Origin of the sequence: Kutzneria viridogrisea DSM 43870, assembly GCF_000525635.1 — a bacterium.
In the GTDB taxonomy this organism is placed as follows: domain Bacteria; phylum Actinomycetota; class Actinomycetes; order Mycobacteriales; family Pseudonocardiaceae; genus Kutzneria; species Kutzneria viridogrisea.
The window spans coordinates 8,229,957-8,255,218 of record NZ_CP007155.1 but is presented as its reverse complement, the minus strand read 5'-3'; the positions used below and the strand labels follow the sequence as shown (position 1 = coordinate 8,255,218).

The following is a 25,262-nucleotide window of genomic DNA, read 5'->3' as shown; positions in this document are numbered from 1 at the left end:
GTGGCACGGCGTGAGGTGCGGATCGCCCGGTTGTGGGACGTCGACAGCCCGCGGGTGACCCGGCGCAGCATGATGCGCTCGATGGTCTTCTTCGCCGCGGCCGCGGGCAGCCTCTCGGCCTGCGGCATCGGGCCCGCCTCCTCGGGGCAGGGCGGCGGCGCGGCGGCGAAGGCCGTCAACAAGGTCGACGAGAAGAAGCTGAACTTCTACAACTGGACCGACTACATCGCCCCGGACACCATCCCGGGTTTCGAGCAGTCCACCGGGATCAAGGTCACCTACGACAACTTCTCCTCGAACGACGAGATGGCGGCCAAGGTCTCCTCCGGCGCCGCCGGCTACGACCTGGTGGTGCCCAGCGACAACTTCCTGCGCAAGTTCACCAAGGCCGGTCTGGTGCAGCCGCTGGACCACGAGCTGATCCCGAACCTGCGCAACCTGGACCCGCGCTTCGCCAACGGGGACTACGACCCGGGCAACAAGTACTCGGTGCCGTGGGCCTGGGGCACCACCGGGCTGGCCTACTCGCGCAAGCAGCTGGGGGACTCGGTCACCGGCTTCTCCGCGTTCGACCTGGCCGCGGCGCGCGGTCGCAGCACGATCCTGGACGAGGCCCGCGACGCGCTGGGCCTGGGCCTGATCGCGCTGGGGCACGACCCGAACACCACCGACGCCAAGCAGATCAGCGACGCTGCCGCGTACCTGGTCGCGTTGAAGAAGAAGATCGGTCAGATCACCTCGGACGTGATCGAGCCGCTGACCTCTGGGCAGGTGCCGCTGGCCCAGGCGTACTCCGGGGACGCGTTCCAGGCGCGACAGTCCAGCGCGGACATTGCATATTGTATACCTTCTGAGGGGGGCATGACCTACGTGGACCTGCTGGTCGTGCCCAAGGACGCGCCGCACGCCGCCAACGCGCACAGGTTCATCGACTACATCCTGCAGCCCGAGGTCGGCGCCAAGCTGTCCAACGCGGTCCGCTACGGCAGCCCCAACGCCGCGGCCAAGCCCATGATCGACAAGGCGCTGCTGGACGACCCGCTGGTGTACCCGCCCGCCCCGGTGCTGGCCAAGCTGCCGTTCACCAAGGACCTGGGCCCGGAGGTCGAGGCCCGCTACGCCGACGCCTGGACCAAGGTGAAGACCGGGTGAGCGGTCCTCGTCGACGGGCGCCGAGGTGGCTGGTCGCCACCGGGCTGCTCACCCCGACGGCAGCCTGGCTGGGACTGTTCTTCCTGGCGCCGGTGGCCCTGGTGGTGGAGTACAGCTTCGCCACCCGCGACACCGGGCTGGACAAGGTGGTGCTGCCGTGGACCGCGCAGGCCTACCTCACCGCGCTCAACCCGGACTTCCTGCCGATCTTCGTGCGGACAATATCGTATGCGATATGCACTACGCTGGCGTGTCTGGTGCTCGGCCTGCCGCTGGCCTGGTTCATCGCACGGCACGGCGGGCGCTACCGCAACGCCCTGCTCGCCGCGGTCATGGTGCCGTTCTGGTCCAGCTACCTCGCGCGGATCTACGCCTGGAAGACCCTGCTGGACGACGACGGCCTGGTGAACAAGCTGCTCGGGGGGATCGGGCTCGGCCGTGAGGGCGGGTTCCTGCTGACCGACGGCGCAGTGGTGCTCGGCCTGACCTACGGCTTCCTGCCGTTCATGATCCTGCCGCTCTACGTGGCCTGCGAGCGCTTCGACCACCGCCTGGTGGAGGCGTCCTACGACCTGGGGCACGGCCCGGTGTCCACGCTGCGCCGCGTGGTGCTGCCCGGCATCGCGCCCGGGGTGCTGGCGGGCTCACTGCTGGTGCTGGTGCCCTCGGCCGGTGACTTCGTGACGCCCAAGCTGCTCGGCGGGGTGGACCAGTCCACCTTCGGCAGCGTCATCGACGACCAGTTCCGCGGTGGCAACAACTGGCCGCTGGGCTCGGCCATGGCCGTGGTGCTGCTGGTGCTGGTGATCGTCGTGGTGGTGCTGCGCGGGCGCCGTGGGGAGGACGTGCTGTGAAGCGTCGGCCGTGGGGACTCGGCGTGGTGACCGCGCTGGTCTTCGCCTTCCTGTACGCCCCGATCGCCTGGCTGGCGGTCGCCTCGTTCAACGACTCGCGCTCGCTGAGCCGGATCACCGGGTTCTCCACCCGGTGGTACGCCGAACTGGCCGCCGACGACCAGGTCGGTGGGGCGCTGGAGCTCACGCTGCGACTCGCCGCGGCCAGCGCCGTGGTCAGCGCGCTGATCGGCACCTTGGCGGCGTTCGGCCTGCGCCGTGCGTTCCCCGGGCGTTCGGCGTGGACAGTGCTGCTGAGCCTGCCGCTGGTGGTGCCCGAGGTCGTGATGGGCGTGAGCATGCTGGCGTTCTGCGTGAAACTCGTGGGCATCCCGCTCGGCTTCGGCGCGCTGCTCGCGGCACACGTGGCCTTCTCGCTGAGCTTCGTCGTGGTCGTGGTGCGCGCCCGGCTCGCCGGGATGGACAGCAGGCTGGAGGAGGCCGCCGCCGATCTCGGTGCCGGTGCGTTCACCGCCTTCCGCACGGTGACCCTGCCGCTGGTCTCGCCCGCGGTGGTCGCCGGGCTGGCCTTCGCGTTCCTGCTGTCCTTCGACGACGTGGTCATCTCCAGCTACCTGACCGGCGTCGGTTCGACCACCTTGCCGGTGTTCGTCTACGGCCAGGCCAGCAAGCGCGGGGTGTCGCCGGAGATCGTGGCGCTGTCCACCTGTCTGGTGGCTGCCAGTGCGCTGCTCCTGGTGGTCGGTGTGGTCGCGGCCAGTTGGCGGGCGCGCAGGTCAGGACGCTCCGTCGACCTGGTGTGAACCGTGTGAGTTCCCGACTTTCGTCGTATTCCTATCTTTGAATGCGTTACGTAACCTCCGCCCCAATCGAGTGACACTCGTTGGTGGTGGAGGACACACGTGCATCGAAGACTTCTCGTCGGGCTGACCTGCCTGGCCATGGCCGGGACCGCCCTGGTTCCCCTGGGCGTGACGGCGTCGGCGACCCCGGCTCCCGGTGCGGGCCCGTCCAGCGTGGCGGTGGACGACATGCCCAGCGCGCCGGAGAGCAAGCGGCGTGCGCTGCGCCAGGAGGCACTGTCCGACGTGCTCAGTGGCAAGGCCACCACGGAGAAGCGTGACGGCAGCACCGTGGTCAAGGTCGGGCAGAAGCCCGCGGCCAAGGGCTCCGCGCAGAAGGCCAGCCACGTCGACCAGTACGTCGAGCTCAACCGCGAGCGGACGGACAAGATCTTCGTGGTGCTCGCCGAGTTCGGCGACCAGCGCGACCCGAACTACCCGGACAAGGACACCGACCCGAAGACGGCCGGCCCGGTCCGCTTCGACGGCCCGCTGCACAACCAGATCCCCAAGCCGGACCCCGGCAAGGACAACTCCACGATCTGGCAGGCCAACTACGACCAGCAGCACTTCCAGGACCTGTACTTCTCCACCAAGCCCGGTGCGAACTCGCTGGCGAACTACTACAGCAAGCAGTCATCGGGCCGGTACACCGTGGACGGCACGGTGACCACCTGGGTCAAGGTCAAGTACAACGAGGCGCGCTACGGCCGGTCCAACGGCTACCCGTGTGCGGGCAACGTCTGCAACAACTCGTACGACCTGGTGCGCGACGCGGTCAACCAGTGGTACGCCGACCAGAAGGCGGCGGGCCGGTCCACTGAGGACATCAAGGCCGAGCTGGCCAGCTTCGACCAGTGGGACCGCAACGACTACAACGGCAACGGCAACTTCAACGAGCCCGACGGCTACATCGACCACTTCCAGATCGTGCACGCGGGCGGCGACCAGGCCGACGGTGACCCGATCTACGGAGAGGACGCCGTCTGGAGCCACCGCGGCTTCGCGTACAGCAACACCACCAGCGGCCCCGGCGACAACAAGCAGGGCGGCACGCAGATCGGTGACACCGGCATCTGGGTCGGCGACTACACCATGCAGCCGGAGAACGGCGGCGTCGGCGTGTTCTGCCACGAGTACGGCCACGACCTGGGCCTGCCCGACGAGTACGACACCTCCGGCGGCGGCGCCAACGGCGTGAACTGGTGGTCGCTGATGGCCCAGCAGCGGGTGTCCGCGCCGGGCGAGCCGATCGGCGCGCGGCCCAACGACATGGATGCCTGGGACAAGCTGCAGTTGGGCTGGCTGGACTACGAGACCGTGGTCGCGGGCCAGGACAAGACGCTGGAGCTCGGCCCGCACGAGTACAACAGCGCCAAGGCGCAGGGCGTGGTCGTGGTGCTGCCCGACAAGGTCAAGACCTACCAGTACGGGGCGCCGTTCGCCGGGGCCAACCAGTGGTGGTCCACCAAGGGCGACAACCTCGACACCACGATGATCCGTGAGCTGGACCTGACCGGCAAGACCAGCGCCAAGGTGAGCCTGAAGGCCCGCTACGACATCGAAGAGGACTTCGACTACCTCTACGCGCAGGTCTCCACCGACGGCGGCGCCAACTGGGCCACCCTGGACGGCACCGTCGGCGGCAAGCCGCTGGGCAAGGACTCCTCCGGCGCACCCGCGCTGACCGGGGCCAGCGCCACCTGGGTGGACATGGCCCTGCCGCTGGACGCCTACGCGGGCAAGAAGGTGCAGTTCCGGTTCCGCTACCGCACCGACGGCGGCCTGGCGCTCAACGGCTTCTTCGCCGACGACATCACGGTGACCGCCGACGGCGCCCCCCTGTTGACCGACGGCGCGGAGAACGGCGCCAACGGCTGGGCGCTGAAGGGCTTCAAGACCACCACCGGCACGGAGACCCAGTCCTTCGACAACTTCTACCTGGCCAGCAACCGCACGTACCAGTCCTACGACCAGTACATGCAGACCGGTCCGTACAACTTCGGATTCCCGGACCGGCCGCGCTGGGTGGAGCACTTCCCGTACGAGACGGGCCTGCTGGTGTCCTACTGGGACACCTCGCAGCCGGACAACAACACCAGCGCGCACCCCGGTGAGGGCCTGATCCTGCCGATCGACGCGCACCCGGAGCCGATCTACAACCTGGAGGGCAAGCCGTGGCCGACCCGCATCTCCGGCTACGACGCGCCCTTCTCGCTGCAGAAGGCTGACTCGTTCACCCTGCACGTCAACGGCAAGGCCAGCTACGTGCGCGGCCAGAACGCCAACCCGCTGTTCGACGACACCAAGACCTACTGGTACGCCGAGCAGCCCACCGCCGGGGTGAAGCTGCCCGCCACGGGCACCGGCATCAAGGTGGTGTCCCAGGACGGGACCTCGATGAAGATCAGGGTTGCGCCGGTCAAGAAGAACTGACCCTTCCCTGAACTGAGTGACGCCCGGAAGAATCATTCTTCCGGGCGTCACTCATGTGAGGGTCAGGCGTGGGACTTGCGTCCCGTCACCAGCCGGTAGATACCCAGGACGATCACCGCACCGAGGATGGCCAGCAGCCAGGTGCGGATCTCGAAGAAGCCGCCGATGTCCACGCCGAACAGCGCCTTGCCGATGATGCCACCGACGAAGCCACCGACGACGCCGAGCAGCATCGTGATGATGAGGCCGCCACCGTCCTTGCCAGGCATGATGGCCTTGGCGATGGCGCCGACGATCAATCCGAGAACGATCCACGCGATGATGCCCACCGGTGTCGCTCCTTCCGAGTCGTGATGTTGCTCTACGACAGAGTTTCCCGCAGCTCTGGTCGTCACGCTCGCTTTACCAAGTCGTTATCAACCCCCGTGGTCCCGGCCACACCCCGGCATCGGGGACAATGGGAGGCGATGGACCACTCCCACTCGCCTTCGGGCACGTCAGCCAGGCTCCTGGTGCTCGGCTCGACCGGCTCGATCGGCACCCAGGCGCTCGACGTCGTCACCGCCAACCCGGACCGCTTCCAGGTCGCGGGCATCGCGGCGGGCGGCGCGGATCCCGCCCAGCTCGCCGCGCAGGCCCTGGAGCACCAGGTCGAGGTGGTCGCCGTCACCAGGGCGACCGCCGTGGAGGACCTGCAGCTGGCGCTGTACGCCGAGGCGCAGCGCCGCGGCTACCACCGGGGCGAGTTCGCGCTGCCCAAGATCCTCGCCGGGCCGCGGTCCGTGCTGGAGCTGATCGAGTCGACCCCGGCCGACGTGGTGCTCAACGCCCTGCCCGGCTCGCAGGGCCTCGCGCCGACGCTGCGCGCGCTGGCCACCGGCTCGCGCCTGGCCCTGGCCAACAAGGAGTCCCTGGTCGCGGGCGGGGCGCTGGTGCTCAAGGCGGCCAAGCCCGGCCAGCTGGTGCCGGTGGACTCCGAGCACTCGGCGATGGCCCAGTGCCTGCGCGGCGGACGGGCCGAGGAGGTCGACCGGCTGGTGCTGACCGCTTCGGGCGGTCCGTTCCGCGGCAGGCGCATCGAGGAACTGTCCGAGGTCACGGTCGCGCAGGCCATGGCACACCCGACCTGGGCGATGGGCAACGTCATCACGATCAACTCGGCCACCCTGGTGAACAAGGGCCTGGAGCTGATCGAGGCGCACCTGCTGTTCGGTGTGCCGTACGACCGGATCGACGTGGTGGTTCACCCCCAGTCCGTCATTCACTCGATGGTGACGTTCACCGACGGCTCCACCCTGGCCCAGGCCAGCCCGCCGGACATGCGGCTGCCCATCGCGCTGGCGCTGGGCTGGCCGGACCGGATCCCCGCCGCCACGGCACCGTGCACCTGGGCCAGCCCCGTGACCTGGACCTTCGAGCCGCAGGACAGCGTGAACTTCCCCGCTGTGGAGCTGGCCAGGCACGCCGGTTCGGTGGGCGGTTGCCTGCCCGCCATCTACAACGCGGCCAACGAGGAGGCCGTGGACGCCTTCCTGAAGGGCAACACGGCCTTCACCCGGATAGTGGACACTGTGCAGCAGGTGCTCACCGAGGCCGATGACTGGCGTGGGGAGCCCTCCGATGTGGCTGAGGTGCTGGCCGCTGAGGACTGGGCCCGCGTGCGCGCGCGGGAACTGGTCTCCGCCGCGGTCGGTTCGGGAAGGGACTAGCACGTGGTCTTCGTCTTGGGCTTCCTCCTGTTCGCGCTGGGGATCGCCATCTCCATCGCCCTGCACGAGTTCGGCCACCTGCTGACCGCCAAGGCGTTCGGCATGAAGGTCACCCGCTACTTCATCGGGTTCGGGCCGAAGATCTGGTCCTTCCGCAAGGGGGAGACCGAGTACGGCCTCAAGGCCATCCCGGCGGGCGGTTTCTGCGAGATCACCGGCATGACCGCCATGGAGGAGGTGGACCCGGCCGACGCCCCGCGCGCCTTCTACAAGCAGAAGACCTGGAAGCGCGTGGTCGTGCTGTCCGCGGGTTCGATCACCCACTTCATGGTCGGCTTCCTGGTGCTCTACCTGTCCGCGATCACCCTCGGGCTGCCCAACAGCACCGGTTCGCCGATCGTGCAGGCGGTCAACGACTGCGCCCAGTCGCAGAACGCCAAGACCCTCCAGTACGACCCGTGCGCCCCCGGCGCCCCGGCCCCGGCCAAGGCCGCGGGCGTGCAGGCCGGTGACGTGATCCTGTCCGTGGACGGCACCGCGGTGGCCAACTACGCCGCCGCGACGAAGCTGATCCAGGACAGGCAGGGCCCGGTGCCGCTCGTGGTCGAGCGCGACGGCCGCCAGGTCTCGCTGACCGTGGACGTGGTCAAGCAGGCCAGGGTCGTGGACCCGAAGGCCAAGGTGGGCGCGGACAACAAGACCCAGCAGGTCGGCGTGCTCGGCCTGTCCTTCGCCAACATGATCCACTACGGGCCGGTGGCGGCCGTGGGTGCCGCGAGCGGGTTCACCGGCCAGATGTTCGTCTCGGTCTGGGAGGGCCTCAAGCGCTTCCCGGAGAAGGTGCCCGCGCTGATCAAGGCCATCGGCGGTGCCCCCCGTGACGCGGACGCCCCGGTCAGCGTGGTCGGCGCCAGCATCATCGGCGGCCAGGCGGCCGAGCTGGGCCTGTGGTGGTTCTTCCTGCTGCTGCTGGCCAACCTGAACTTCTTCGTCGGGGTGTTCAACCTGCTGCCGCTGCTGCCGCTGGACGGCGGGCACATCGCGGTGAACCTGTACGAGCGGGCCCGGGACGCGGTCCGCAAGTGGCGTGGCAAGCCCGCCGGTGCGCCGGTGGACTACATGAAGCTGCTGCCGCTGACCTACGTGTTGGTGTTCGTCGGTGGCGCGATCACGTTGCTGACCATCACTGCCGACATCGTCAACCCGATCCAACTGAGCGGTCAGTAGCCGCTCGGGTGAGCACGTGCGAGGAGATGCAGTTCTGATGACCGACGGCGTCATGTTGGGGATGCCCGCGTTGCCGCCCCCCGTCCTGGGTGAGCGGCGCAAGACCCGTCAGTTGCAGGTCGGCGCCGTGGGCGTCGGCAGCGACTTCCCGATCTCGGTGCAGTCGATGACCACCACGCTGACCTCGGACGTGAACGCGACCCTGCAGCAGATCGCCGAGCTGACCGCCTCGGGCTGCGACATCGTGCGGGTGGCCTGCCCCTCGCAGGACGACGCGGACGCGTTGCCCGCGATCGCGCGCAAGTCGCAGATCCCGGTGATCGCCGACATCCACTTCCAGCCGAAGTACGTGTTCGCCGCGATCGAGGCCGGGTGCGCCGCGGTGCGGGTGAACCCGGGCAACATCAAGAAGTTCGACGACAAGGTCAAGGAGATCGCGCGCGCGGCCAAGGACCACGGCACGCCGATCCGGATCGGGGTCAACGCCGGTTCGCTGGACCCGAGGCTGCTGGCCAAGTACGGCAAGGCGACGCCGGAGGCGCTGGTGGAGTCGGCGCTGTGGGAGGCCTCGCTGTTCGCCGAGCACGACTTCCACGACATCAAGATCTCCGTCAAGCACAACGACCCGGTGGTCATGGTCCGCGCCTACGAGCTGCTGGCCGAGTCCTGTGACTACCCGCTGCACCTGGGGGTGACCGAGGCCGGTCCGGCGTTCCAGGGCACGATCAAGTCCGCGGTGGCCTTCGGCGCGCTGCTGCGGCAGGGCATCGGGGACACGATCCGGGTCTCCCTGTCGGCCCCGCCGGTGGAGGAGATCAAGGTCGGCACGCAGATCCTGCAGTCGCTGAACCTGCGCCCGCGCAAGCTGGAGATCGTGTCCTGCCCGTCCTGCGGCCGGGCCCAGGTGGACGTCTACCGGCTGGCCGAGGAGGTCACCGCAGGCCTGGAGGGCATGGAGGTGCCGCTGCGGGTCGCGGTCATGGGCTGCGTGGTCAACGGGCCTGGTGAGGCGCGTGAGGCGGATCTGGGCGTGGCCTCGGGCAACGGCAAGGGGCAGATCTTCGTCAAGGGCAAGGTCATCAAGACGGTGCCCGAGCACCAGATCGTGGAGACCCTGATCGAAGAGGCCATGCGTATCGCCGAGGACATGGAACCCGTCGAGGGCGCCCCGGTGGTCACCGTCTCCTAGGTCGGTATGACGGAGATCAAATACGCCGAGTGGGTAGTCATCTGCGCAGGTTGGTGCTCTGATCTGGCACGCTTGACCCCGTGTTGAGGCTCGCCGGCGCCAGGGTGCTGGACGAACGGGACCTGGCCGCGGTTCAGTCCGTGCTGCAGGGTGACCCCGTCGCGTCCTGCATGGTCGCCGCCAGGGTGGAGATCGCGGGCACTGACCCGTGGCGCCTTGGCGGCGAACTGTGGGGAACGGAAGGCCGCCCGGTCCGCAGCGGCAGGCTGGGCGGGCTGTGCTTCGCGGGACCGAACCTGATCCCGCTCAGCGGTGGGCGCTCCGCGTTGCGCAGCTTCGCCGACCGCGCGCTGCGCAGGCACCGCATGTGCTCCTCCCTGGTCGGTCCCGCCGACCTGGTGATGGGCCTGTGGCAGGAGTTGGAGCCCGTGTGGGGTCCCGCCCGCGAGGTGCGCTCCCACCAGCCGCTGCTGGCCATGGGCGGCTCCCCGGGCATCTCCCCGGACCCGCTGGTGCGCCCGGTACGCCCGGAGGAACTGGACCGCTACCTGCCCGCCGCGATCGCCATGTTCACCGAGGAGGTCGGCATCGACCCCCGGCTGGACGACGGCGGGGCCGGGTACCGCGCGCGGGTCGCCGAGTTGATCGCGGGCGGCCGCGCCTTCGCCCGGTTCGAGGGCGGGGACGTGGTGTTCAAGGCCGAGATCGGCGCGCTGTCGGCCCAGGTTGGCCAGATCCAGGGCGTGTGGGTGCACCCGGAGCGCCGCGGCCACGGCTTGGGCGCCACCGGGACGGCTGCCGTGGCCGACCGGCTCGTCCGCGGGCTGGGCCGCACCGCCAGCCTCTACGTCAACGGGTACAACGCACCGGCGCGCGCCGCCTACCGCAGGATCGGGTTCGCCGAGGTGGGCCGGTACGCCACCGTGCTGTTCTGAGCTGTTCCCAAGACGCGCCGATCCCGATGATCACACCACTTCGGCCCTGCAGGCGGGCATACTGCGGGCCGTGCGCCGTGCCGTCTCCACACCCTGCAAGCGATCCGTCCCGCTGGGGTTCGCGCTCCTGCTCGCCCTGCCGCTGACCGGCTGTGGCCTGTTCACGGCCACACCGGGGCCCGAGGACATCGCCAAGGTGTTCCTGACCGGGTTCGGCGGTGGCGACACCGCGGGGGCAGCCGGGGTCACCGATGACCCGAACGGGGCCAAGGCCCTGCTGGACAGCGTGCGTACCGCGCTCAAGCCGGCCGGGGCCTCGCTCAAGCCCGAGCCGGGCGGTGCCACCAACGGGGACAACGCCACCGTGCAGTTCAGCGCGAACTGGGACCTCGGGTCCGGCCGCAACTGGTCCTACCAGGGCACGCTCCAGTTGAAGAACACCGAGCAGGGCTGGCGGGTGCACTGGCAGCCCTCCGACGTGCACCCGAAGCTGGCCGCCCAGCAGACCATCGCGCTCAAGGTCCAGCAGCCCGACCCCGCGCCGGTGCTGGACCGGGACGGGACCCCACTGCTGGCGCCGACCACGGTGATCAGCGTGGTGCTGGACCGCAAGCAGGCCGGTGACCTGAACTCCGTGGCGGGCACGCTGGCCGGGGCGCTCAACCGGTTCGACAACACCCTCACCCAGCAGGCCGTCGTGGACGGGGCGAGCAAGCTGCCCGACGGCCAGGGCTACCAGGTCATCAACCTGCGCGACTCGGACTACCAGCAGGTCAAGACGCAGATCCACGACCTGCCCGGGGTCAGCTTCACCAGTCAGGTCCAGCTGCTGGCCCAGGACCGCTCGCTCGGGCCGCAGATCCTGTCGACGATCAAGGCCGCGGTCAACTCCCAGGTCGCCGGGCAGGCGGGCTACCGGGTCGTCACCCAGGACGCGGGCGGCAACGAGATCGCCGAGCTGGTCGCCAAGAGCGCGCAGCCCGCCAAGTCGATCACCGCCACCCTGTCCACCGGCACGCAGGCCGCCGCGCAGGCCGCGATCGCCGGGGTGCCGCAGGCCGCCGCCGTCGTGGCCATGCAGCCCTCGACCGGTGAACTGCTCGCCGTGGCGCAGAACGCCCCCGCGGACGCGCAGGGCCTGATCGCGCTGACCGGCCAGTTCCCGCCCGGCTCCACGTTCAAGATCATCACGGGTGCCGCCGCGCTGGCCTCGGGCAAGGTGAGCATCGACACCCCGCAGCCCTGCCCCGCCACGGTGACCTTCGATGGCCGCGAGATCCCCAACGAGAACAAGTTCGACCTGGGCACCGTGCCGCTGCGCACCGCGTTCGCGCAGTCCTGCAACACCACGTTCGCGCAGCTCGCGGTGAACATGCCCAACGAGGCGCTGACCACCACGGCCAAGCAACTCGGCCTCGGCGCCGACTTCACCGTGCCCGGCGTGACCACCGTCACCGGATCGGTCCCGGTGGCCACCAGCACCGTGCAGCGCGCCGAGGACGGCTTCGGCCAGGGCAAGGACCAGGCCAGCCCGTTCGGCATGGCCCTGGTGGTGTCCAGCGTGGTGAAGGGCTCCATCCCCACGCCTAGCCTGCTGCGCGGTACCGAGACCAAGGTCAACACCCCGGCGCAGCAGCCGGTGCCCGGACCGGTGCTGGACTCGGTGCGGCAGATGATGCGCGCGGTGGTCACCGACGGCACCGCCCGCGCCATCAAGGACATCCCCGACGTGGCGGGCAAGACGGGCACGGCCCAGTTCGGCGACGGCACCCAGTCGCACGGCTGGTTCGTCGGCTACCGGGGTGACCTGGCCTTCGCGGTGCTGCTGGTCGGCGCGGGAAGCTCGGGACCGGCCGTCACGGTCGCCGGCAACTTCCTGCGCGCACTGCACTGACGCGCCTGCCAGTCGGTGGTCGGCGGCGGGACGTGCGGCCGGCGTCGTAGGGTGGGCTCATGCCCGTGCGTGCCGCTCTCCAGCCCGGTGTGACCTCACCGCGGCGTCCGGTCCCCCAGTACATCCCGCGTCCGGAGTACGTGGACAAGCCGGCGCCCGCGCGCAACACCGACCCGTGGGTGCAGCCGCCGGAGATCATCGAGGCGATGCGGGTCGCCGGGCGGATCGCCGCGCAGGCCCTGCAAGAGGGCGGCAAGGCGGTGGCACCCGGTGTCACCACCGACCAGGTGGACGCGGTGGTGCACGAGTTCCTGTGCGACCACGACGCCTACCCGTCGACCCTGGGCTACCGGAACTTCCCGAAGTCCTGCTGCACCTCGCTCAACGAGGTGATCTGCCACGGCATCCCGGACTCGACCGTGATCGAGGACGGGGACATCGTCAACATCGACGTCACGGCCTTCATCGGCGGTGTGCACGGGGACACCAACGCGACCTTCTTCGCCGGTGAGGTCAGCGAGGAGGCTCGACTGCTGGTCGAGCGCACCCACGAGGCCACGATGCGCGCCATCAAGGCGGTCCGGCCGGGGCGGCAGCTCAACGTGGTCGGCCGGGTGATCCAGTCCTACGCCAACCGCTTCGGCTACGGGGTGGTCCGCGACTTCACCGGGCACGGCATCGGCAGGTCCTTCCACAGCGGGCTGGTCGTGCTGCACTACGACGAGCCCAGCGTGACCACCGAGCTCGAGGTGGGCATGACCTTCACGATCGAGCCGATGATCAACCTCGGCACGATCGACTACGACATCTGGGACGACGGCTGGACGGTCACCACCAAGGACCGCAAGTGGACCGCCCAGTTCGAGCACACCATCCTGGTCACCCCGGACGGCGCGGAGATCCTCACCCTGCCGTGACCTCGGTCAGCACCTCGACCAGGGCCTCGGCGACCAGTTCGGGATCGGTGGCCGCCGCGAGGTGGTGCGCGTCCAGTCGGCGCACCGGCCGACCGGAGGCCGCCATCTCGTCCCTGTACTTCGTATACGATGTGCTGAGCTGGAGGTAGCCGCTCGGGCCGGACCAGTCCACGCTGGGGCGCTGCTCCTTGAGGAAGGCCAGCGCCACCTCGGGCGATTCCTCGGCGATCTCCGCGCGCAGCTCGGCGTCCGCGATCAACTCGGCCAGCGGGTCCACGTCGAACCACTGCTGCCAGCGGGGCAGTCGGCCCTCCCTGGACCGGCCCCGCAGGTGTGCGAACAGTTCGGGCGCCAGGTCGCGGAAGCTCCGACCAGGTGTGGGCAGGCCCGCGTCCAGGTAGACCAGGCCGACCACCGCCTCGTCCAGCTCCTCGGCGAACGCGGGCAGCAGCGGACCCGCTCCGCTGTGCCCCACCAGCACGGCCGGACCTGCGGCCCCCGCCTCGTCCATCGCGTCGGCGAACGAGCCGATCAGGCGCTGGTGCACGGGTGGATCGCTGACCGTCACGCGGAGGTCCACCAGCAGCGAGGCCAATCCCCGGTGGGCGAGCGCGTCCGCGAGAGGCCGCAGGCTCGCCGGGCCTAGGAACGGGCTGTGCACCAGGACGGCGTTGGCCAACTGCGTGGGCATGACGGGGATGATGGCACCTCGCCGGTGCCGTGAGGGGAGTTTCACCGTGGGCGGAGCGCTGTTGGTGGCCGGTACCACCTCGGACGCGGGCAAGAGCGTGCTCGTCGCGGGCATCTGCCGGTGGCTCGCCCGCCAGGGCCTGCGGGTGGCCCCGTTCAAGGCGCAGAACATGTCCAACAACTCGGCGGTCACCGTCGAGGGCGGGGAGATCGGCCGCGCGCAGGCGCTCCAGGCCGCCGCTGCCGGCCTGGAGCCCAGCGTCCGGTTCAACCCCGTGCTGCTCAAGCCGGGCGGCGACCGCAGCTCCCAGGTCGTCCTGCTGGGCAAGGCGGTCGGCGAGGTGAGCGCCCTGTCCTACCGGGAGCGCAAGGCCGAGCTGTTCCGGACCGTCGTGTCCACGCTCGCCGACCTGCGCGCCGAGTTCGACGCGGTGGTGTGCGAGGGCGCGGGCTCGCCCACTGAGATCAACCTGCGCGCCACCGACATCGCCAACCTCGGCCTCGCACGCGCCGCGAACCTGCCCGTGCTCGTGGTCGGCGACATCGACCGGGGCGGGGTGTTCGCGCACCTGTTCGGCACGCTGGCCCTGCTCGACCCGGCGGACCAGGCGCTCATATCCGGATTCGTGATCAACAAGTTCCGCGGTGACCCGGCCCTGCTCGAGCCGGGCCTGCGCCAGCTGCACGCCGTCACGGGACGACCCGTGCACGGCGTGCTGCCCTGGCGCGAGGACCTGTGGCTGGACGCCGAGGACTCGCTGTCCTACGCCGCCGACGGGGTCATCGGCCGCCCCGCCGCCCCGATCGGCGAGCACTGGCTGCGCGTGGCAGTTGTGCGCCTGCCGCGCATCTCCAACGCGACCGACGTCGAGGCGCTGGCCAGCGAACCCGGTGTGGCCGTGCGCTTCGTCACCGAGCCCTCACGGCTCACCGACGCCGATCTCGTGGTGCTGCCGGGGTCGAAGGCGACCGTTGCCGACCTGCACTGGCTGCGCACGACCGGCCTGGCAGACGCGATCGCCACCCACACCCGGCGGGGACTGCCCCTGCTGGGCATCTGCGGCGGCTACCAGATGCTCGGCAGGACCATCACCGACGAGGTGGAGTCGGCAGCGGGCGAGGTGAGGGGCCTCGGCCTGCTGGACCTCAGCATACGATTCGCCCCCGACAAGACCCTGCACCGTCCAACCGGGACCGCCTGGGGCCAGCCGGTGAGTGGCTACGAGATCCACCACGGCAGGGTCGCGCAGCGCGCCGAGGACCTGGCGTCGCTGATCGAGCTGCCTGACGGTTCCTCCGAGGGAGCGGTCAGCGGCTCAGTGCTCGGCACGCACTGGCACGGCCTGCTGGAGAACAACGCCTTCCGCCGGGAGTTCCTGCGCTGGGCGGCCGCTCGCGCCGGACGTGACGGCTTCACCGCTGCCGCCGACCACTCCTTCGCCGCGGCCAGGGCGGCGCAACTCGACCTGCTCGGTGACCTCGTCGCCGAACACCTGGACACCGGTGCCCTGCTCAGGCTGCTCGAACAGGGAGCTCCCGCTGGCCTGCCAGTGCTGCCACCCGGCGCGCCGCCCATGCCGTGAACGACGAGGGGCCGTCGACGGCTGCCCGTCGACGGCCCCTCGGCCGAACGTACTGCTCAGTGACCGCTGGAGGTCGGGGTCGCCGCGGTGGTCGTGGTGGTGCTCGTCGCGCCCGCGGCCTGAGTGCCCCGGTCGACATCGAGGATCGCCTTGGCCACGTTGCTCCCGTTGGCGCCCAGCCCCTCCTGGTAGCGGGAGATGATCTCCTGCTCGCGGCTCGGGTCGGTCTTCGCACCGCCGGAGGCCGTGCGCACCCGCTGCACCGTCGCGGACGCCTCACCGCGCTGCTTGAGCAGCTCGATGATCTTCTGGTCCAGCTCGTCGATGTGCTTGCGCTGCTCGGCGATCGAGGCGTTCGGGTCCGGGGTCGGCACCGCGGCGGGTGCGTTGACCGGCTTGTCCGAGGGCTTCTCCATGCTGGGGGAGCAGGCCGCCGCGGCGAGCAGGGCCACCCCACCGAAGCCGGTCAGTGCGGCCCGGCGCGACAGGCTGCTGGTACTGCGGACGTCCATCTGCACCTCACTGCTACGCGACCCGCACGGGGTCTGCCACGATCTTGTCCTCGCGTGCGATCGTACGGGCCGCGTTTCACCCTCTCTCGGCCGAGTACCGTTCCAGCAGTTCCTCCAGGAACGTGCCCGCCTCGTGCGCGGCCCGCTCCGGGTCACCGTCGCGGATCGCGTCCAGCAGACCGTCGTGCGAGATCTGCGAGGTGTCGCTGGGTGTGGTGTTGACCGTGGCCGCGACACTCGCCTTGACCACCTCGGTGAGCCCCTTGTAGAGCTCGGCGAGCAGCGCGTTGTGCGAGGTCTGCACGACCGCCAGGTGGAACGCCGCGTCCCGGTCGATCATGTGTTCCCAGTTCTGCTTGGCCGCGGCGGCGTTCCGCTCGGTCAGCAACGCCTCCAGTTCGCGTACTTGATCACCTGTTCGATGTAGTGCGGCAAGTCTGGCTCCCTCGACCTCCAACGTCCTGCGGACCTCCAGCACCTCGCGCAGCTCGTCGCCGACGAGCCGGCGTACCGCCCCGGACAGCTCACTGGTCGCGCGCACGAACGTGCCGTCTCCCTGGCGGACTTCGAGCAGGCCCGCGTGTGCGAGCGCCCGAACTGCCTCCCGGACGGTGTTGCGCCCGACGCCCAGCGCCGTGACGAGCTCGGGCTCGGCCGGTATCCGCTGGCCGACCGGCCATTCTCCGGACGAGATCGCCTGTCGCATCTGCTCGATCACCTGGTCGACGAGGCCAGTGCGGCGAGTAGTGGCCAACGGCACAGCGTCATCCTCTCATCCGAACATCCCACGTTTGACATAGTGTGACAGGTGACGATCCAGCCGCTTCCGCCAGACCGCACGCCGTCGACCGTTCAGAGTGCCATCCAGGGCAAGTCTTCCGAAGAACTGCTTGCGGAATCAATGAGTTCGACTGTGGTGCGCGATGTAGCTGAATCGGGTGCGCTTCAGAACGAAGGGGCAATCGAAACGCGTTTCCGGAGCCGTCATGTGGCACTCGTCGGCAGTGGGCTGCTGGCGGTGGCCGTGGCGCTCGCCGCGACAAATCTTCGTATTTCGGTCACCAGCACTTCCTCGGTGCTCGCCGACATCAGCCATGGACTGGCCGCCTCCCCGGCGTGGACCAGCGCCATCACCGCAGCTCCTTCGGTGTGCTTCGGGCTCGCGGCCGTGCTCGCGCCCTGGTTGGCGCGCAGATTGGGCAGCGGCTCCGCGATCGCCGTCTCCCTCGCGGTGCTGTTGGTCGGCTTGCTGGTGCGGGTCGCGGGTGGGTCGACCGTGCTTCTGGTCGGTACTTTTGCCGCGAGTTCAGGCATCGCGGTGTGCAATGTTCTCATTCCGGTAGTCGTTAAGGAGTCGTTTCCGAAACGCCTCGGACTTGTCACCGGGATTTACAGCGCAGCCCTGGCCGCGGGCAGCGCCTCCGCTGCCGCGCTGACCCCGCCGCTGAGCACCGCACTGGGCGGCTGGCGGCTCGGGTTGGCCGTCTGGGCCGCGCCGGTGCTGCTCGCGCTGGTCGTGTGGCTGATCGGTGCACGCCGCACCGTCGTGGTCGCTGGCTCCGGCTCCACGTCGGCGCAGGAGCGCCGAAGGTCGATGTTCCGCTCCCCGTTGGCCTGGGTGGCCACCCTGTTGTTCGCCGCGCAGTCCACCTACGCCTACGTGATCATGGGCTGGCTGCCGCAGATCCTGCGCGACTCCGGCATCGACAGGGACACCGCGGGCATGCTGCTCGGCGTCACGATGGTCGTCGCCGTCCCGCTCAACCTGTTCGTGCCCGCTCTGGCCGCCCGTCTCAAGTCGCAGTCTGCCCTGGTCGTGCTGATGACCGTGGTGCCGGCGATCGGGGTGGTCGGCCTGCTCAGCGCGCCGACCGCGGCCCCGTTGCTGTGGACCCTGCTGCTTGGGCTGGGCACCGGCATCTTCCCGGTTGTGCTGACGATGATGGCGCTGCGCACCCGTACCTCGGCCGAGACCGCGCAGCTCTCGGCCATGGCACAGGGTGTCGGCTACCTCATCTCCTCGGTCGGGCCGTTCGCGACCGGCCTGGTGCACGGCGCGCTCGGCAGCTGGACCGTCCCGCTGCTGCTCGTGCTCGCCGTGCTGCTCGTGCAGGCCGTGCTGGGTGCGGTCTTCGGCCGCCCCCGGTTCGTCTGAGCAGATCAGTCCAGCGGCAGCTTGAGCAGTGCGTTTTCCAGCAGTTCGGGCATGGCCGGGTGGATCCAGTACTGGCCCCTGGCCATGGATCGCACGTCCAGGCCGAAGCTCATCGACTGGATCGCCAGCTGTACCAGCGTGGGCGCCTGCGGGCCGATGATGTGCGCGCCGAGCAACTGACCGGTCGCCGGATCGGCGATCAGCTTGGCGAACCCGGTGGTGTCCTCCATCGCCCAGCCGTACGCGATGTCGGCGTAGTCCTGGCTCGCCGTCACGTACCGGATGCCCCGCTCGCGGGCCTGCTGCTCGGTCAGCCCGACCGAGCCGATCTGCGGTGAGGAGAACACCCCGTGCGGCACGAACCTGTGGTCGGACTCGATCGGCGACTCCGGGTTGAGCAGGTTGTGCTGCACGACTCGCGCCTCGTGGTTGGCCACGTGCTTGAGCTGGTGCTCCGAGCTGACGTCGCCGAGTGCCCAGATACCTTCGACCGCGGTCCGCTGCTGGGAGTCGACCACCACCCGGCCGTCGGCGTGCGTGGTCACCCCGGTAGCGGCCACGTCGAGCAGGTCCGAGTTCGGCGTGCGCCCCACCGCGACCAGCAACTCCTCGGCCTCGATGACCTCAGGGCCCTGCTCGGTCTCCAGGTGCAGCCGCACCACGCCGTCCACGCGCTCGGCGCGCACGGTCTTCGAGTTCAGCTTCACGTTCCAGCGAGCCTGGGCCAGCTCCGTGAACCGCGCGGAGACGTCCTCGTCCTCTGCCCGCAGCAGTGCGCCGGAGCGGGCGACGAGGGTCACCTCCACGCCGAAGGAGGAGAAGACGTGCGCGAACTCGGTGGCGACGAAACCGCTGCCGAGGATGATCATCCGGGCGGGCAGCTTCTCCAGGCGCATGACGTCGTTGTTGGTGTGGAAGCCGACCTCGTCCAGGCCCGGCACGTCCGGGATGACCGGCCGGGAGCCCGCGGCGATCACGAAGCGGTCGGCGGTGATGACCTCTCCGGTGCCGGTGTCGAGCGTCTTCGGGCCGACGAACCTCGCCTGTCCTTCGTATACGACCACGTTCTTGTTGCCCTCGACCCGCCACTGCCTGCCGCCCGCGGCGATCGGGTCGATCCGGCCGAACACCCGGTCGCGGATCTCGGGCCAGCGCACGCCGAGCAGTTCGGCGTCCACGCCCAGCTTCGCACCCGCCGCTGGCGTGCCCGCCACGTCCGCGGTGTGCACGAACATCTTCGTGGGGATGCACCCCACGTTCAGGCAGGTGCCGCCGAACACACCCTTCTCGACGAGCGCCACGTCCCAGTCTGAGAAGCGCTCGTCCACGATCGAGTTGCCGGAGCCGGTGCCGATGACCACCAAGTCGAAGTGCCGCACGTACCCATCAAACAGCAGGAGCGGCCGGGGGATTCCCCCAGCCGCTCCCGCCGCGCTCCCAACCGGCTCAGTGCGAGTAGACCGGGGTGATGATCGCCCTGGCCAGGGTGTGGAAGGCCAGGTTGAAGCTGACCACCGCCGGGCTCACCGAGCCGTCCACGTCCAGCTTCTCCACGTCGACCGCGTGCACCACGAAGTAGTAGCGGTGCACCTGGTCGCCCTGCGGCGGGGCGGCGCCCCCGTAGTTGGCGGTGCCGAAGTCGCTGCGCACGTGGAAGGCGCCACCGGGCAGCGAGTCGTCATCCGCTCCGGCGCCGGCGGCCAGTTCGGTGACCGACGCGGGGATGTTCACCGCCACCCAGTGCCAGAACCCCGAGGGGGTCGGGGCGTCCGGGTCGTAGCAGGTCACCGCGAAGCTCTTGGTGCCCTCTGGAAAACCGCTCCAGCTCAGCTGCGGGGAGGTGTTGTCCCCGCTGACGCCCATGCCGTTGAACACCTGGGCGTTGGGCAACTGCTCGCCGTCGGCCACGTCGGTCGAGGTGACCGTGAACGAGCCGACCGAGGGCAGCAGCGAGTAGGGATCCGGGGCAACCGGACGATCAAGGCTCATTGCCGTTCCTCCACGGAAACCTTGCCTGTTGGATCACCGGCAACCCTAGTCCTGGCGTCGGCCAGCCGTAGTCCCGCGATGGCGCCGGACAGTCCGCGGTGCCCCTTGCTGAACCAGGCCGCCAGACCGCTGACCACCAGGAGCCCGGCCGCCAGCAGCTCACCCCACTCGTTGACCAGGCCCCAGCCGAGCAGTCCGAAGTAGCCGCCCGACCCGGCCAGGAAGCGGATCAGCATCCGCCACACGGGCGGCTTGCCCCCACCGCGTCCCGCCGGCCGCAGCAGCACGATGCGCTGCCCGATCGTGCCACCGTCCCCGAGCAGCGGGATCACCAGCAGCAACAGCACCGCGGGCGCCCACGCGCTGGCCAGGGCGAGCATCAACGGGTGCTGGTCGATGTTGTAGCGGCCCTCGGCGAGCACGGCGACCACCACCACGATCGTCGCACCGAGCAGTGACACCGCCGCCACGTCCAGCGCCATGCCCAGCCAGCGGCGTCGTACCGTGACCTTGCGCGGCTGGTCCGGCGGTGCCGACACACGCTGACCAGGTACGAGGTGCAGCACAGGCGCCAGCGCGACGCCGATCACCGCGCCGAGCGTGTTGGACAACAGGTCGTCCACGTCGAACAGGCGGTACGAGCAGGGGAACAGGAACCAGTTGCCGGTCAGCTGGGTGCACTCGATGAGCAGCGAGGTCAGGAAGCCGATGATGACGGTGGGCAGCACCCCGCGGTGGAAGACGTGTCTTGCGAACATGCCCAGCGGTACGAACAGGGCTATGTTGAATAGGAAGCCCTGGATCTCCGGGTTGCGCAGCAGCGCCGCCACGCTGTCGTGCGGGTACTTCTGGGCCTCGGCCACGAACCGCAGCGGGTGCAGTTGTAGCGTTGTGGCGAACTTGGCGCACCACTGTGCGTCCAGGTCCGCGGGCAGCGGCAGGAGCGTGTAGGTCCACAGGGCGACCGCGTAGACGAGGACACCGAGTCCGAGCACCGCGTGCCCGAGCCCGATCTCGCCGCGGCGCCGGTAGCTCCAGATGATGTAGGGGACGAGCAGCAGGGTCGCCAGCAGGAAGCCGATGGCGACCGCGATGATCCCGGGGATGACACGGATCTCCACGGAGAAGAACGTACGGGGTCGGTCACGTATCGTCCCAGCAACGCAACCTCAAAGGCGCTCACACATCCTCTTGTCGAGTGGTACTCATGTGCCGCCCAGAACGTCAGCGGAAGGTCGGGTCAGGTGCGCGCTCCTGTAGTTCGGTCGGTACTCACCGCTATCGCCGCAGCCATGTCGCTGCTGGTAGTCGCCTGTACCGGCGAGGCCGACACACTGGCGGCCGGGACGAGCGTGGTGCCCCAGCCGGAGGGCACGACTCCGGCCGCCCCCACCACGACCTCGGCGGGCACTGTGACCGGTGCCACGCAGCCTTACCCGTTCGGTCAGGCACAGGCGAAGGTGCCGCCCATCGCCGGCGGCAAGGCGCCGGTGATCCGGCACATCGCCACCGACAAGCCCTACGTGTTCATCACCATGGACGACGGCGCGGTGCGCGATCCGCAGGCCTTACAGCTGATCCGAGACTCCGGGGCGCGGCCGACGCTGTTCCTCAACGACCGGTACGTCAAGGGGCACGAGGACTACTTCAAGCAGCTCCAGGACACCGACCAGTTGGTGATCGGCAACCACACGGTGAACCACCCCGACCTGAAGAAGCTGTCCTACGCCGCGCAGAAGAAGGAGATCTGCGACAACTCGGACGCCTTCCAGAAGGCGTTCGGGCAGCGCCCCACCCTGTTCCGCCCCCCGTTCGGCAACTACAACGACGACACTCTGCGCGCGGTCGCCGACTGCGGGCTCAAGGCGGTCGTGTTGTGGACCGCCGCGGTCAACGACGGGGTCGTCCAGTTCCAGGCCAACGGCAAGCTCAAGCCGGGGGACATCGTGCTGATGCACTTCCGGAAGACCTTCGTGCAGGACTACACGGCCTTCCTCAACCGCGCCAAGCAGGACGGCCTCACGCCTGTGCCGCTGTCGGACTTCCTCGCCTAGCGTGGGGCCAGTACCGCGAACGCACGCTCCAGCAGTACCTGCGGCTTCTCCTTCGCGCCTTGCTCCAGCCACTGCCTGCACGCCACGTCGAACACCGCCAACGCCGAGCTGACCAGCACGTCCGCCTCCAGCGGCGTGCTGGTCCGCGTGCGCAGTGCCTCGGTGAGCAGTTTGCGCCAGTGGTCCTGCTTGTCCTGGTGCCGTGCACGCAGCGTGGGAGTGCTGAAGATCAGGTTCAGCAGCTCGGTGGCTGTCTCTGAGCGCATCTCGAAGCCTTTGCACAACACCGCGAACGACTTGCGCAGTGCGGTCCAGGGCGGCTCTCCGGTTGGGCGTGCGCTCACCATGTCCGCGAGCTGCTGGCCCATGTCGTAGAGGTACCCGAAGACCGTGTCCTCCTTGGTCGGGAAGTACCTGAAGAAGCTTCGCCTGGACATGCCGACGGCCTCGGCGATCTCCTCGACGGTGGTCTGCTCGAAGCCCTGGCGCACGAACAGCGCGAAAGCCGCCTCGGCGATCTCCTCACGCACCACCTTGCGGGTGCGCTCCCGCAACTCCGTCCGGTCGACCGTGCCCATGACACTCAGTGTAATCGACGACATCAAATGACTGTTGTGGCACTCAGTGCCATAATGGTGCGGAAGTCGCCGACTCCCTCAGGAGACACGTCATGGCCAAGCACTGGACAGAAGCCGACATCCCCGACCTCGCCGGCAAGACCGCGCTGGTGACCGGGGCCAACACCGGCCTCGGGTTCCACGAGGCGTTGCAACTGGCCAAACACGGCGCACACGTGCTGGTCGCCGCGCGCAACCAGGAGAAGGGCCAGGCGGCCGTCGAGCGGATGCGGACCCAGGTCCCAGCCGATCGGGTCGAACTGGTCGGCCTGGATCTTGCCGACCTCGATTCGGTGCACGCGCTCGCCACGGAGCTCACCGGCCGGCTGGCCGGCCTGGATCTTCTGATCAACAACGCCGGTGTGATGGCCGTGCCGCAACGGCGTACCACCAAGCAGGGCTTCGAGCTCCAGTTCGGCACGAACCACCTTGGGCACTTCGCGCTGACCGGCTTGCTGCTGCCACTGCTGTTGGCGAGGCCCGGCAGCCGTGTGGTGACGCTGAGCAGCGCCATGCACCGGATGGGGCGGCTCGACATCGATGACCTGCAGAGTGAACGGAAGTACGGCGCCAACTCCACGTACGCGGCGTCCAAGCTCGCCAACGCCGTGTTCACCGTGGAGTTGAACCGCCGCTTCGAGGCCGCTGGATCCGGTGTGCTCAGTGTCGGCGCGCACCCGGGGTACAGCAGCACTGATCTCCAGTACAGCGGACCTCGTCTCGGTGGTGGTGGCCTCTCTGCCTGGTTGCTGGGGGTAGCCACGCCGATCCTGGGACAGCCTGCGGCCCAGGGAGCGCTGCCCGCTCTGCGCGCCGCGGTGGACCCGCAGGTGACGGGCGCGGACTACTACGGCCCGCACGCGCTGAGGGAGTGGCGTGGCTACCCGGTCAAGGTCTCCTACATCAAGCCTGCCTACAGTGCTCGGCTCGGCACGGAACTGTGGGACGCGTCAGTGCGACTCACCTCGGTGGACTACGCCGCGCTGTCCACGGTCTCGTGACTGGGTTGGCGCAGTTCGGGTAGTGCGCGCGAGGATCTGGTCCAGCGCCGCGGTGAGTTCCTCGACGGCACGTGTGCTTCCTCGTTGAGCGCGCCAGCCGACGAATCCGTCCGGACGGACGAGAAGCGCGCCTTCATCGCCGATCCTCGCAGCGGTCGCCAGCTGAGGTACGTCGAATGCGCGCAGTCCTACCTCTTCCGCGGCCGACTCCCAGGAACCGCCGCGTCCACCGGTCAACACCGCGAACTCGCCGTCAACCAGGTCCAGCGTGGAGGTCTTGTCGTCGATCCACACGTGCGGCAGACGGCTGCCCGGAGAGCCGTCCAGGCACACTTCCTCCAAGGAGGTCGGCCACGGAGCGGGGGCGACGACCGCTGCCGATCCGTACCGGTAGCCGATCATTGGGACGAGCACGTTCGCCATGCCCACCCGAGCCCGATCTGCCGCACGGGCCGGGCTCATGTCCCAGTGCAGTTCGCGGTTCTCGCCGCGGATGAGGCTCTGCTCCATCGTGAACAGCGCTACTGGCCTGCGCTCCTGCTCATAGGTGTCGAGCAGGTCCTCGCCTGCCTCGCCGGAGATGACCTTGGCCAGCTTCCATGCCAGGTTGTGCGCGTCGGCCAGCCCGGTGTTCAGGCCGAAACCGCCGGTCGGTGGCACCACGTGTGCTGCGTCACCGACGAGGAAGGTGTTGCCCACGCGGAACCGGTTCGCCGTGCGCGCGGTCGAGGACCAGGTCCGGCAGCTGATCACGTCCACGTCGAGATCGGGGATCCCCGTCGCGGTCCGGATCAGATCGGTGTAGCGCTGTGCGGGTGCGTCCGGATCGCCCATCGGGATGTGGAAGATCCACCTGCCCGTGTCATCCACCGGGATCAGGATGCCGGAGGACTCCGGGTTGGTGAGCACGCACATCGAGAACTGTGCGGTGGGCAGGTTGCTGCGGAACAGCACGTTGAGCATGTGCCCGTGGTTGAGCACTCCTGGTCCGGTGGAGTCGACGCCCAGCAACGCACGCACCTTGCTGTTGGCGCCGTCTGCTGCGATCACGTAGTCGGCGGCGATCGTGCTCGTGGCACCCGATGCCACGTCGCGAACCGTTGCCTCCGTCCCAGTCAGACCGATCAATTCGGCGCCGAACCGCGGCTCGCACCCGAGCCGCAGCGCACGATCGTATACAATCGGATCCAGTTGATCTTGCGGTCGCGAGACGCCCTGTGCTGGGCTGAGTCGCCTCATCGGCTCGTCGAGCGTCGTGAGTTGTAGTTTTGTCTCCAACTCGTTGAGGTTCGGTCCGGTCGCCAGGCCCCTGACCTTCGTGGCTGTCTCGAAGTCGACGCCCACTTCCCGGAAGAGCTCGATCGACCTGCTGTTGATGCCGAACGCCCTCGGATGCGTGGACAGCCCGTTCCGGCGCTCGACGAGCACCACTTCCACCCCGCGTCGAGCCAGGAACAGTGCCGTGCTGAGACCGACCGTGCCTGCTCCGACGATGAGTACTCGCAT

Annotated in this window: 23 protein-coding genes; 14 read left to right on the top strand and 9 right to left on the bottom strand. The window is 69.1% G+C overall.

The annotated features are described in order from the left end of the window. The 4 genes from KALB_RS35780 to KALB_RS35765 all read left to right on the top strand — a co-directional run bounded on the left by KALB_RS35780 (position 1) and on the right by KALB_RS35765 (position 5,284). Positions 1-1,152, top strand: a complete 1,152-nt coding sequence (locus tag KALB_RS35780) for a polyamine ABC transporter substrate-binding protein (protein ID WP_025360483.1) — start codon at positions 1-3, stop codon at positions 1,150-1,152. After that, the gene (locus tag KALB_RS35775) at positions 1,149-2,006 is read left to right on the top strand and encodes an ABC transporter permease (RefSeq protein ID WP_025360482.1); all 858 of its coding nucleotides are present in this window, start codon (positions 1,149-1,151) and stop codon (positions 2,004-2,006) included. Before KALB_RS35780 ends, KALB_RS35775 begins: the two co-directional genes overlap by 4 nt. Then, a complete protein-coding gene (locus KALB_RS35770) occupies positions 2,003-2,809 on the top strand; it encodes an ABC transporter permease (protein WP_025360481.1) in 807 nt (268 codons plus the stop codon). The genes KALB_RS35775 and KALB_RS35770 overlap by 4 nt, the downstream gene beginning before the upstream one ends. Before the next feature lie 99 nt (positions 2,810-2,908). Then, positions 2,909-5,284, top strand: coding sequence for an immune inhibitor A domain-containing protein (locus KALB_RS35765; RefSeq protein ID WP_030107749.1), 2,376 nt, complete (start codon positions 2,909-2,911; stop codon positions 5,282-5,284). Positions 5,285-5,346: 62 nt separating this feature from the next. Here KALB_RS35765 and KALB_RS35760 read toward each other — a convergent pair whose 3' ends face one another. Then, positions 5,347-5,613: a GlsB/YeaQ/YmgE family stress response membrane protein gene (locus KALB_RS35760; RefSeq protein ID WP_025360479.1), complete on the bottom strand. Its 267-nt coding sequence runs from the start codon at positions 5,611-5,613 to the stop codon at positions 5,347-5,349. A 138-nt stretch (positions 5,614-5,751) separates the two neighbouring features. Here KALB_RS35760 and dxr point away from each other — a divergent pair, with 138 nt between their 5' ends. The 6 genes from dxr (at position 5,752) to map (ending at position 13,155) form a co-directional block, all read left to right on the top strand. After that, positions 5,752-6,993 carry a 1-deoxy-D-xylulose-5-phosphate reductoisomerase gene (dxr, locus tag KALB_RS35755; protein ID WP_025360478.1) on the top strand — a complete coding sequence of 414 codons (1,242 nt, stop codon included), beginning with the start codon at positions 5,752-5,754 and terminating at the stop codon, positions 6,991-6,993. A 3-nt stretch (positions 6,994-6,996) separates the two neighbouring features. After that, positions 6,997-8,220, top strand: a complete 1,224-nt coding sequence (locus tag KALB_RS35750) for a M50 family metallopeptidase (protein WP_025360477.1) — start codon at positions 6,997-6,999, stop codon at positions 8,218-8,220. Between the two features lie 37 nt (positions 8,221-8,257). After that, positions 8,258-9,409 (top strand): flavodoxin-dependent (E)-4-hydroxy-3-methylbut-2-enyl-diphosphate synthase, encoded by a 1,152-nt coding sequence (ispG, locus tag KALB_RS35745; RefSeq protein ID WP_025360476.1) that lies wholly within the window; start codon positions 8,258-8,260, stop codon positions 9,407-9,409. Positions 9,410-9,489: 80 nt separating this feature from the next. Further along, on the top strand, positions 9,490-10,344 hold the full coding sequence (locus KALB_RS35740; protein WP_025360475.1) for a GNAT family N-acetyltransferase: 855 nt from the start codon (positions 9,490-9,492) through the stop codon (positions 10,342-10,344). A 70-nt stretch (positions 10,345-10,414) separates the two neighbouring features. After that, a complete protein-coding gene (locus KALB_RS35735; RefSeq protein ID WP_025360474.1) occupies positions 10,415-12,238 on the top strand; it encodes a penicillin-binding transpeptidase domain-containing protein in 1,824 nt (607 codons plus the stop codon). 59 nt (positions 12,239-12,297) lie between these two features. Continuing rightward, the gene (gene map, locus KALB_RS35730) at positions 12,298-13,155 is read left to right on the top strand and encodes a type I methionyl aminopeptidase (protein WP_025360473.1); all 858 of its coding nucleotides are present in this window, start codon (positions 12,298-12,300) and stop codon (positions 13,153-13,155) included. Here the strand turns inward: map and KALB_RS35725 are convergent. Then, positions 13,142-13,846 carry an alpha/beta fold hydrolase gene (locus KALB_RS35725; protein ID WP_025360472.1) on the bottom strand — a complete coding sequence of 235 codons (705 nt, stop codon included), beginning with the start codon at positions 13,844-13,846 and terminating at the stop codon, positions 13,142-13,144. The genes map and KALB_RS35725 overlap by 14 nt on opposite strands. A 10-nt stretch (positions 13,847-13,856) precedes the next feature. On the opposite strand from KALB_RS35725, the gene KALB_RS35720 reads away from it, so the two are divergent. Next, positions 13,857-15,428: a cobyric acid synthase gene (locus KALB_RS35720; RefSeq protein WP_148309786.1), complete on the top strand. Its 1,572-nt coding sequence runs from the start codon at positions 13,857-13,859 to the stop codon at positions 15,426-15,428. A gap of 56 nt (positions 15,429-15,484) precedes the next feature. Here KALB_RS35720 and KALB_RS44575 read toward each other — a convergent pair whose 3' ends face one another. Together KALB_RS44575 and KALB_RS35710 are read right to left on the bottom strand one after the other, a co-directional pair. Next, positions 15,485-15,940, bottom strand: a complete 456-nt coding sequence (locus KALB_RS44575) for a chorismate mutase (protein WP_025360470.1) — start codon at positions 15,938-15,940, stop codon at positions 15,485-15,487. 76 nt (positions 15,941-16,016) lie between these two features. After that, positions 16,017-16,700 carry a FadR/GntR family transcriptional regulator gene (locus KALB_RS35710; protein WP_025360469.1) on the bottom strand — a complete coding sequence of 228 codons (684 nt, stop codon included), beginning with the start codon at positions 16,698-16,700 and terminating at the stop codon, positions 16,017-16,019. Positions 16,701-16,748: 48 nt separating this feature from the next. Here KALB_RS35710 and KALB_RS35705 point away from each other — a divergent pair, with 48 nt between their 5' ends. Beyond that, the gene (locus KALB_RS35705; protein ID WP_236650094.1) at positions 16,749-18,095 is read left to right on the top strand and encodes an MFS transporter; all 1,347 of its coding nucleotides are present in this window, start codon (positions 16,749-16,751) and stop codon (positions 18,093-18,095) included. 5 nt (positions 18,096-18,100) lie between these two features. On the opposite strand, the gene KALB_RS35700 is transcribed toward KALB_RS35705, so the two are convergent. The 3 genes from KALB_RS35700 to KALB_RS35690 all read right to left on the bottom strand — a co-directional run bounded on the left by KALB_RS35700 (position 18,101) and on the right by KALB_RS35690 (position 21,205). Beyond that, positions 18,101-19,474, bottom strand: a complete 1,374-nt coding sequence (locus tag KALB_RS35700) for a mycothione reductase (RefSeq protein WP_025360467.1) — start codon at positions 19,472-19,474, stop codon at positions 18,101-18,103. 67 nt (positions 19,475-19,541) lie between these two features. After that, positions 19,542-20,084: a YbhB/YbcL family Raf kinase inhibitor-like protein gene (locus KALB_RS35695; protein WP_025360466.1), complete on the bottom strand. Its 543-nt coding sequence runs from the start codon at positions 20,082-20,084 to the stop codon at positions 19,542-19,544. Further along, a complete protein-coding gene (locus KALB_RS35690; RefSeq protein ID WP_025360465.1) occupies positions 20,081-21,205 on the bottom strand; it encodes a VanZ family protein in 1,125 nt (374 codons plus the stop codon). Before KALB_RS35690 ends, KALB_RS35695 begins: the two co-directional genes overlap by 4 nt. A gap of 171 nt (positions 21,206-21,376) precedes the next feature. Here KALB_RS35690 and KALB_RS35685 point away from each other — a divergent pair, with 171 nt between their 5' ends. Continuing rightward, the gene (locus KALB_RS35685; protein ID WP_030107804.1) at positions 21,377-22,138 is read left to right on the top strand and encodes a polysaccharide deacetylase family protein; all 762 of its coding nucleotides are present in this window, start codon (positions 21,377-21,379) and stop codon (positions 22,136-22,138) included. Here KALB_RS35685 and KALB_RS35680 read toward each other — a convergent pair. Beyond that, a complete protein-coding gene (locus tag KALB_RS35680) occupies positions 22,135-22,716 on the bottom strand; it encodes a TetR family transcriptional regulator (RefSeq protein ID WP_025360463.1) in 582 nt (193 codons plus the stop codon). The genes KALB_RS35685 and KALB_RS35680 overlap by 4 nt on opposite strands. A 92-nt stretch (positions 22,717-22,808) precedes the next feature. Here KALB_RS35680 and KALB_RS35675 point away from each other — a divergent pair, with 92 nt between their 5' ends. Next, the gene (locus KALB_RS35675; RefSeq protein WP_025360462.1) at positions 22,809-23,756 is read left to right on the top strand and encodes an oxidoreductase; all 948 of its coding nucleotides are present in this window, start codon (positions 22,809-22,811) and stop codon (positions 23,754-23,756) included. Here the strand turns inward: KALB_RS35675 and KALB_RS35670 are convergent. Further along, positions 23,706-25,262, bottom strand: a complete 1,557-nt coding sequence (locus KALB_RS35670; protein WP_025360461.1) for an FAD-dependent oxidoreductase — start codon at positions 25,260-25,262, stop codon at positions 23,706-23,708. The two genes, KALB_RS35675 and KALB_RS35670, sit on opposite strands and share 51 nt — an antisense overlap.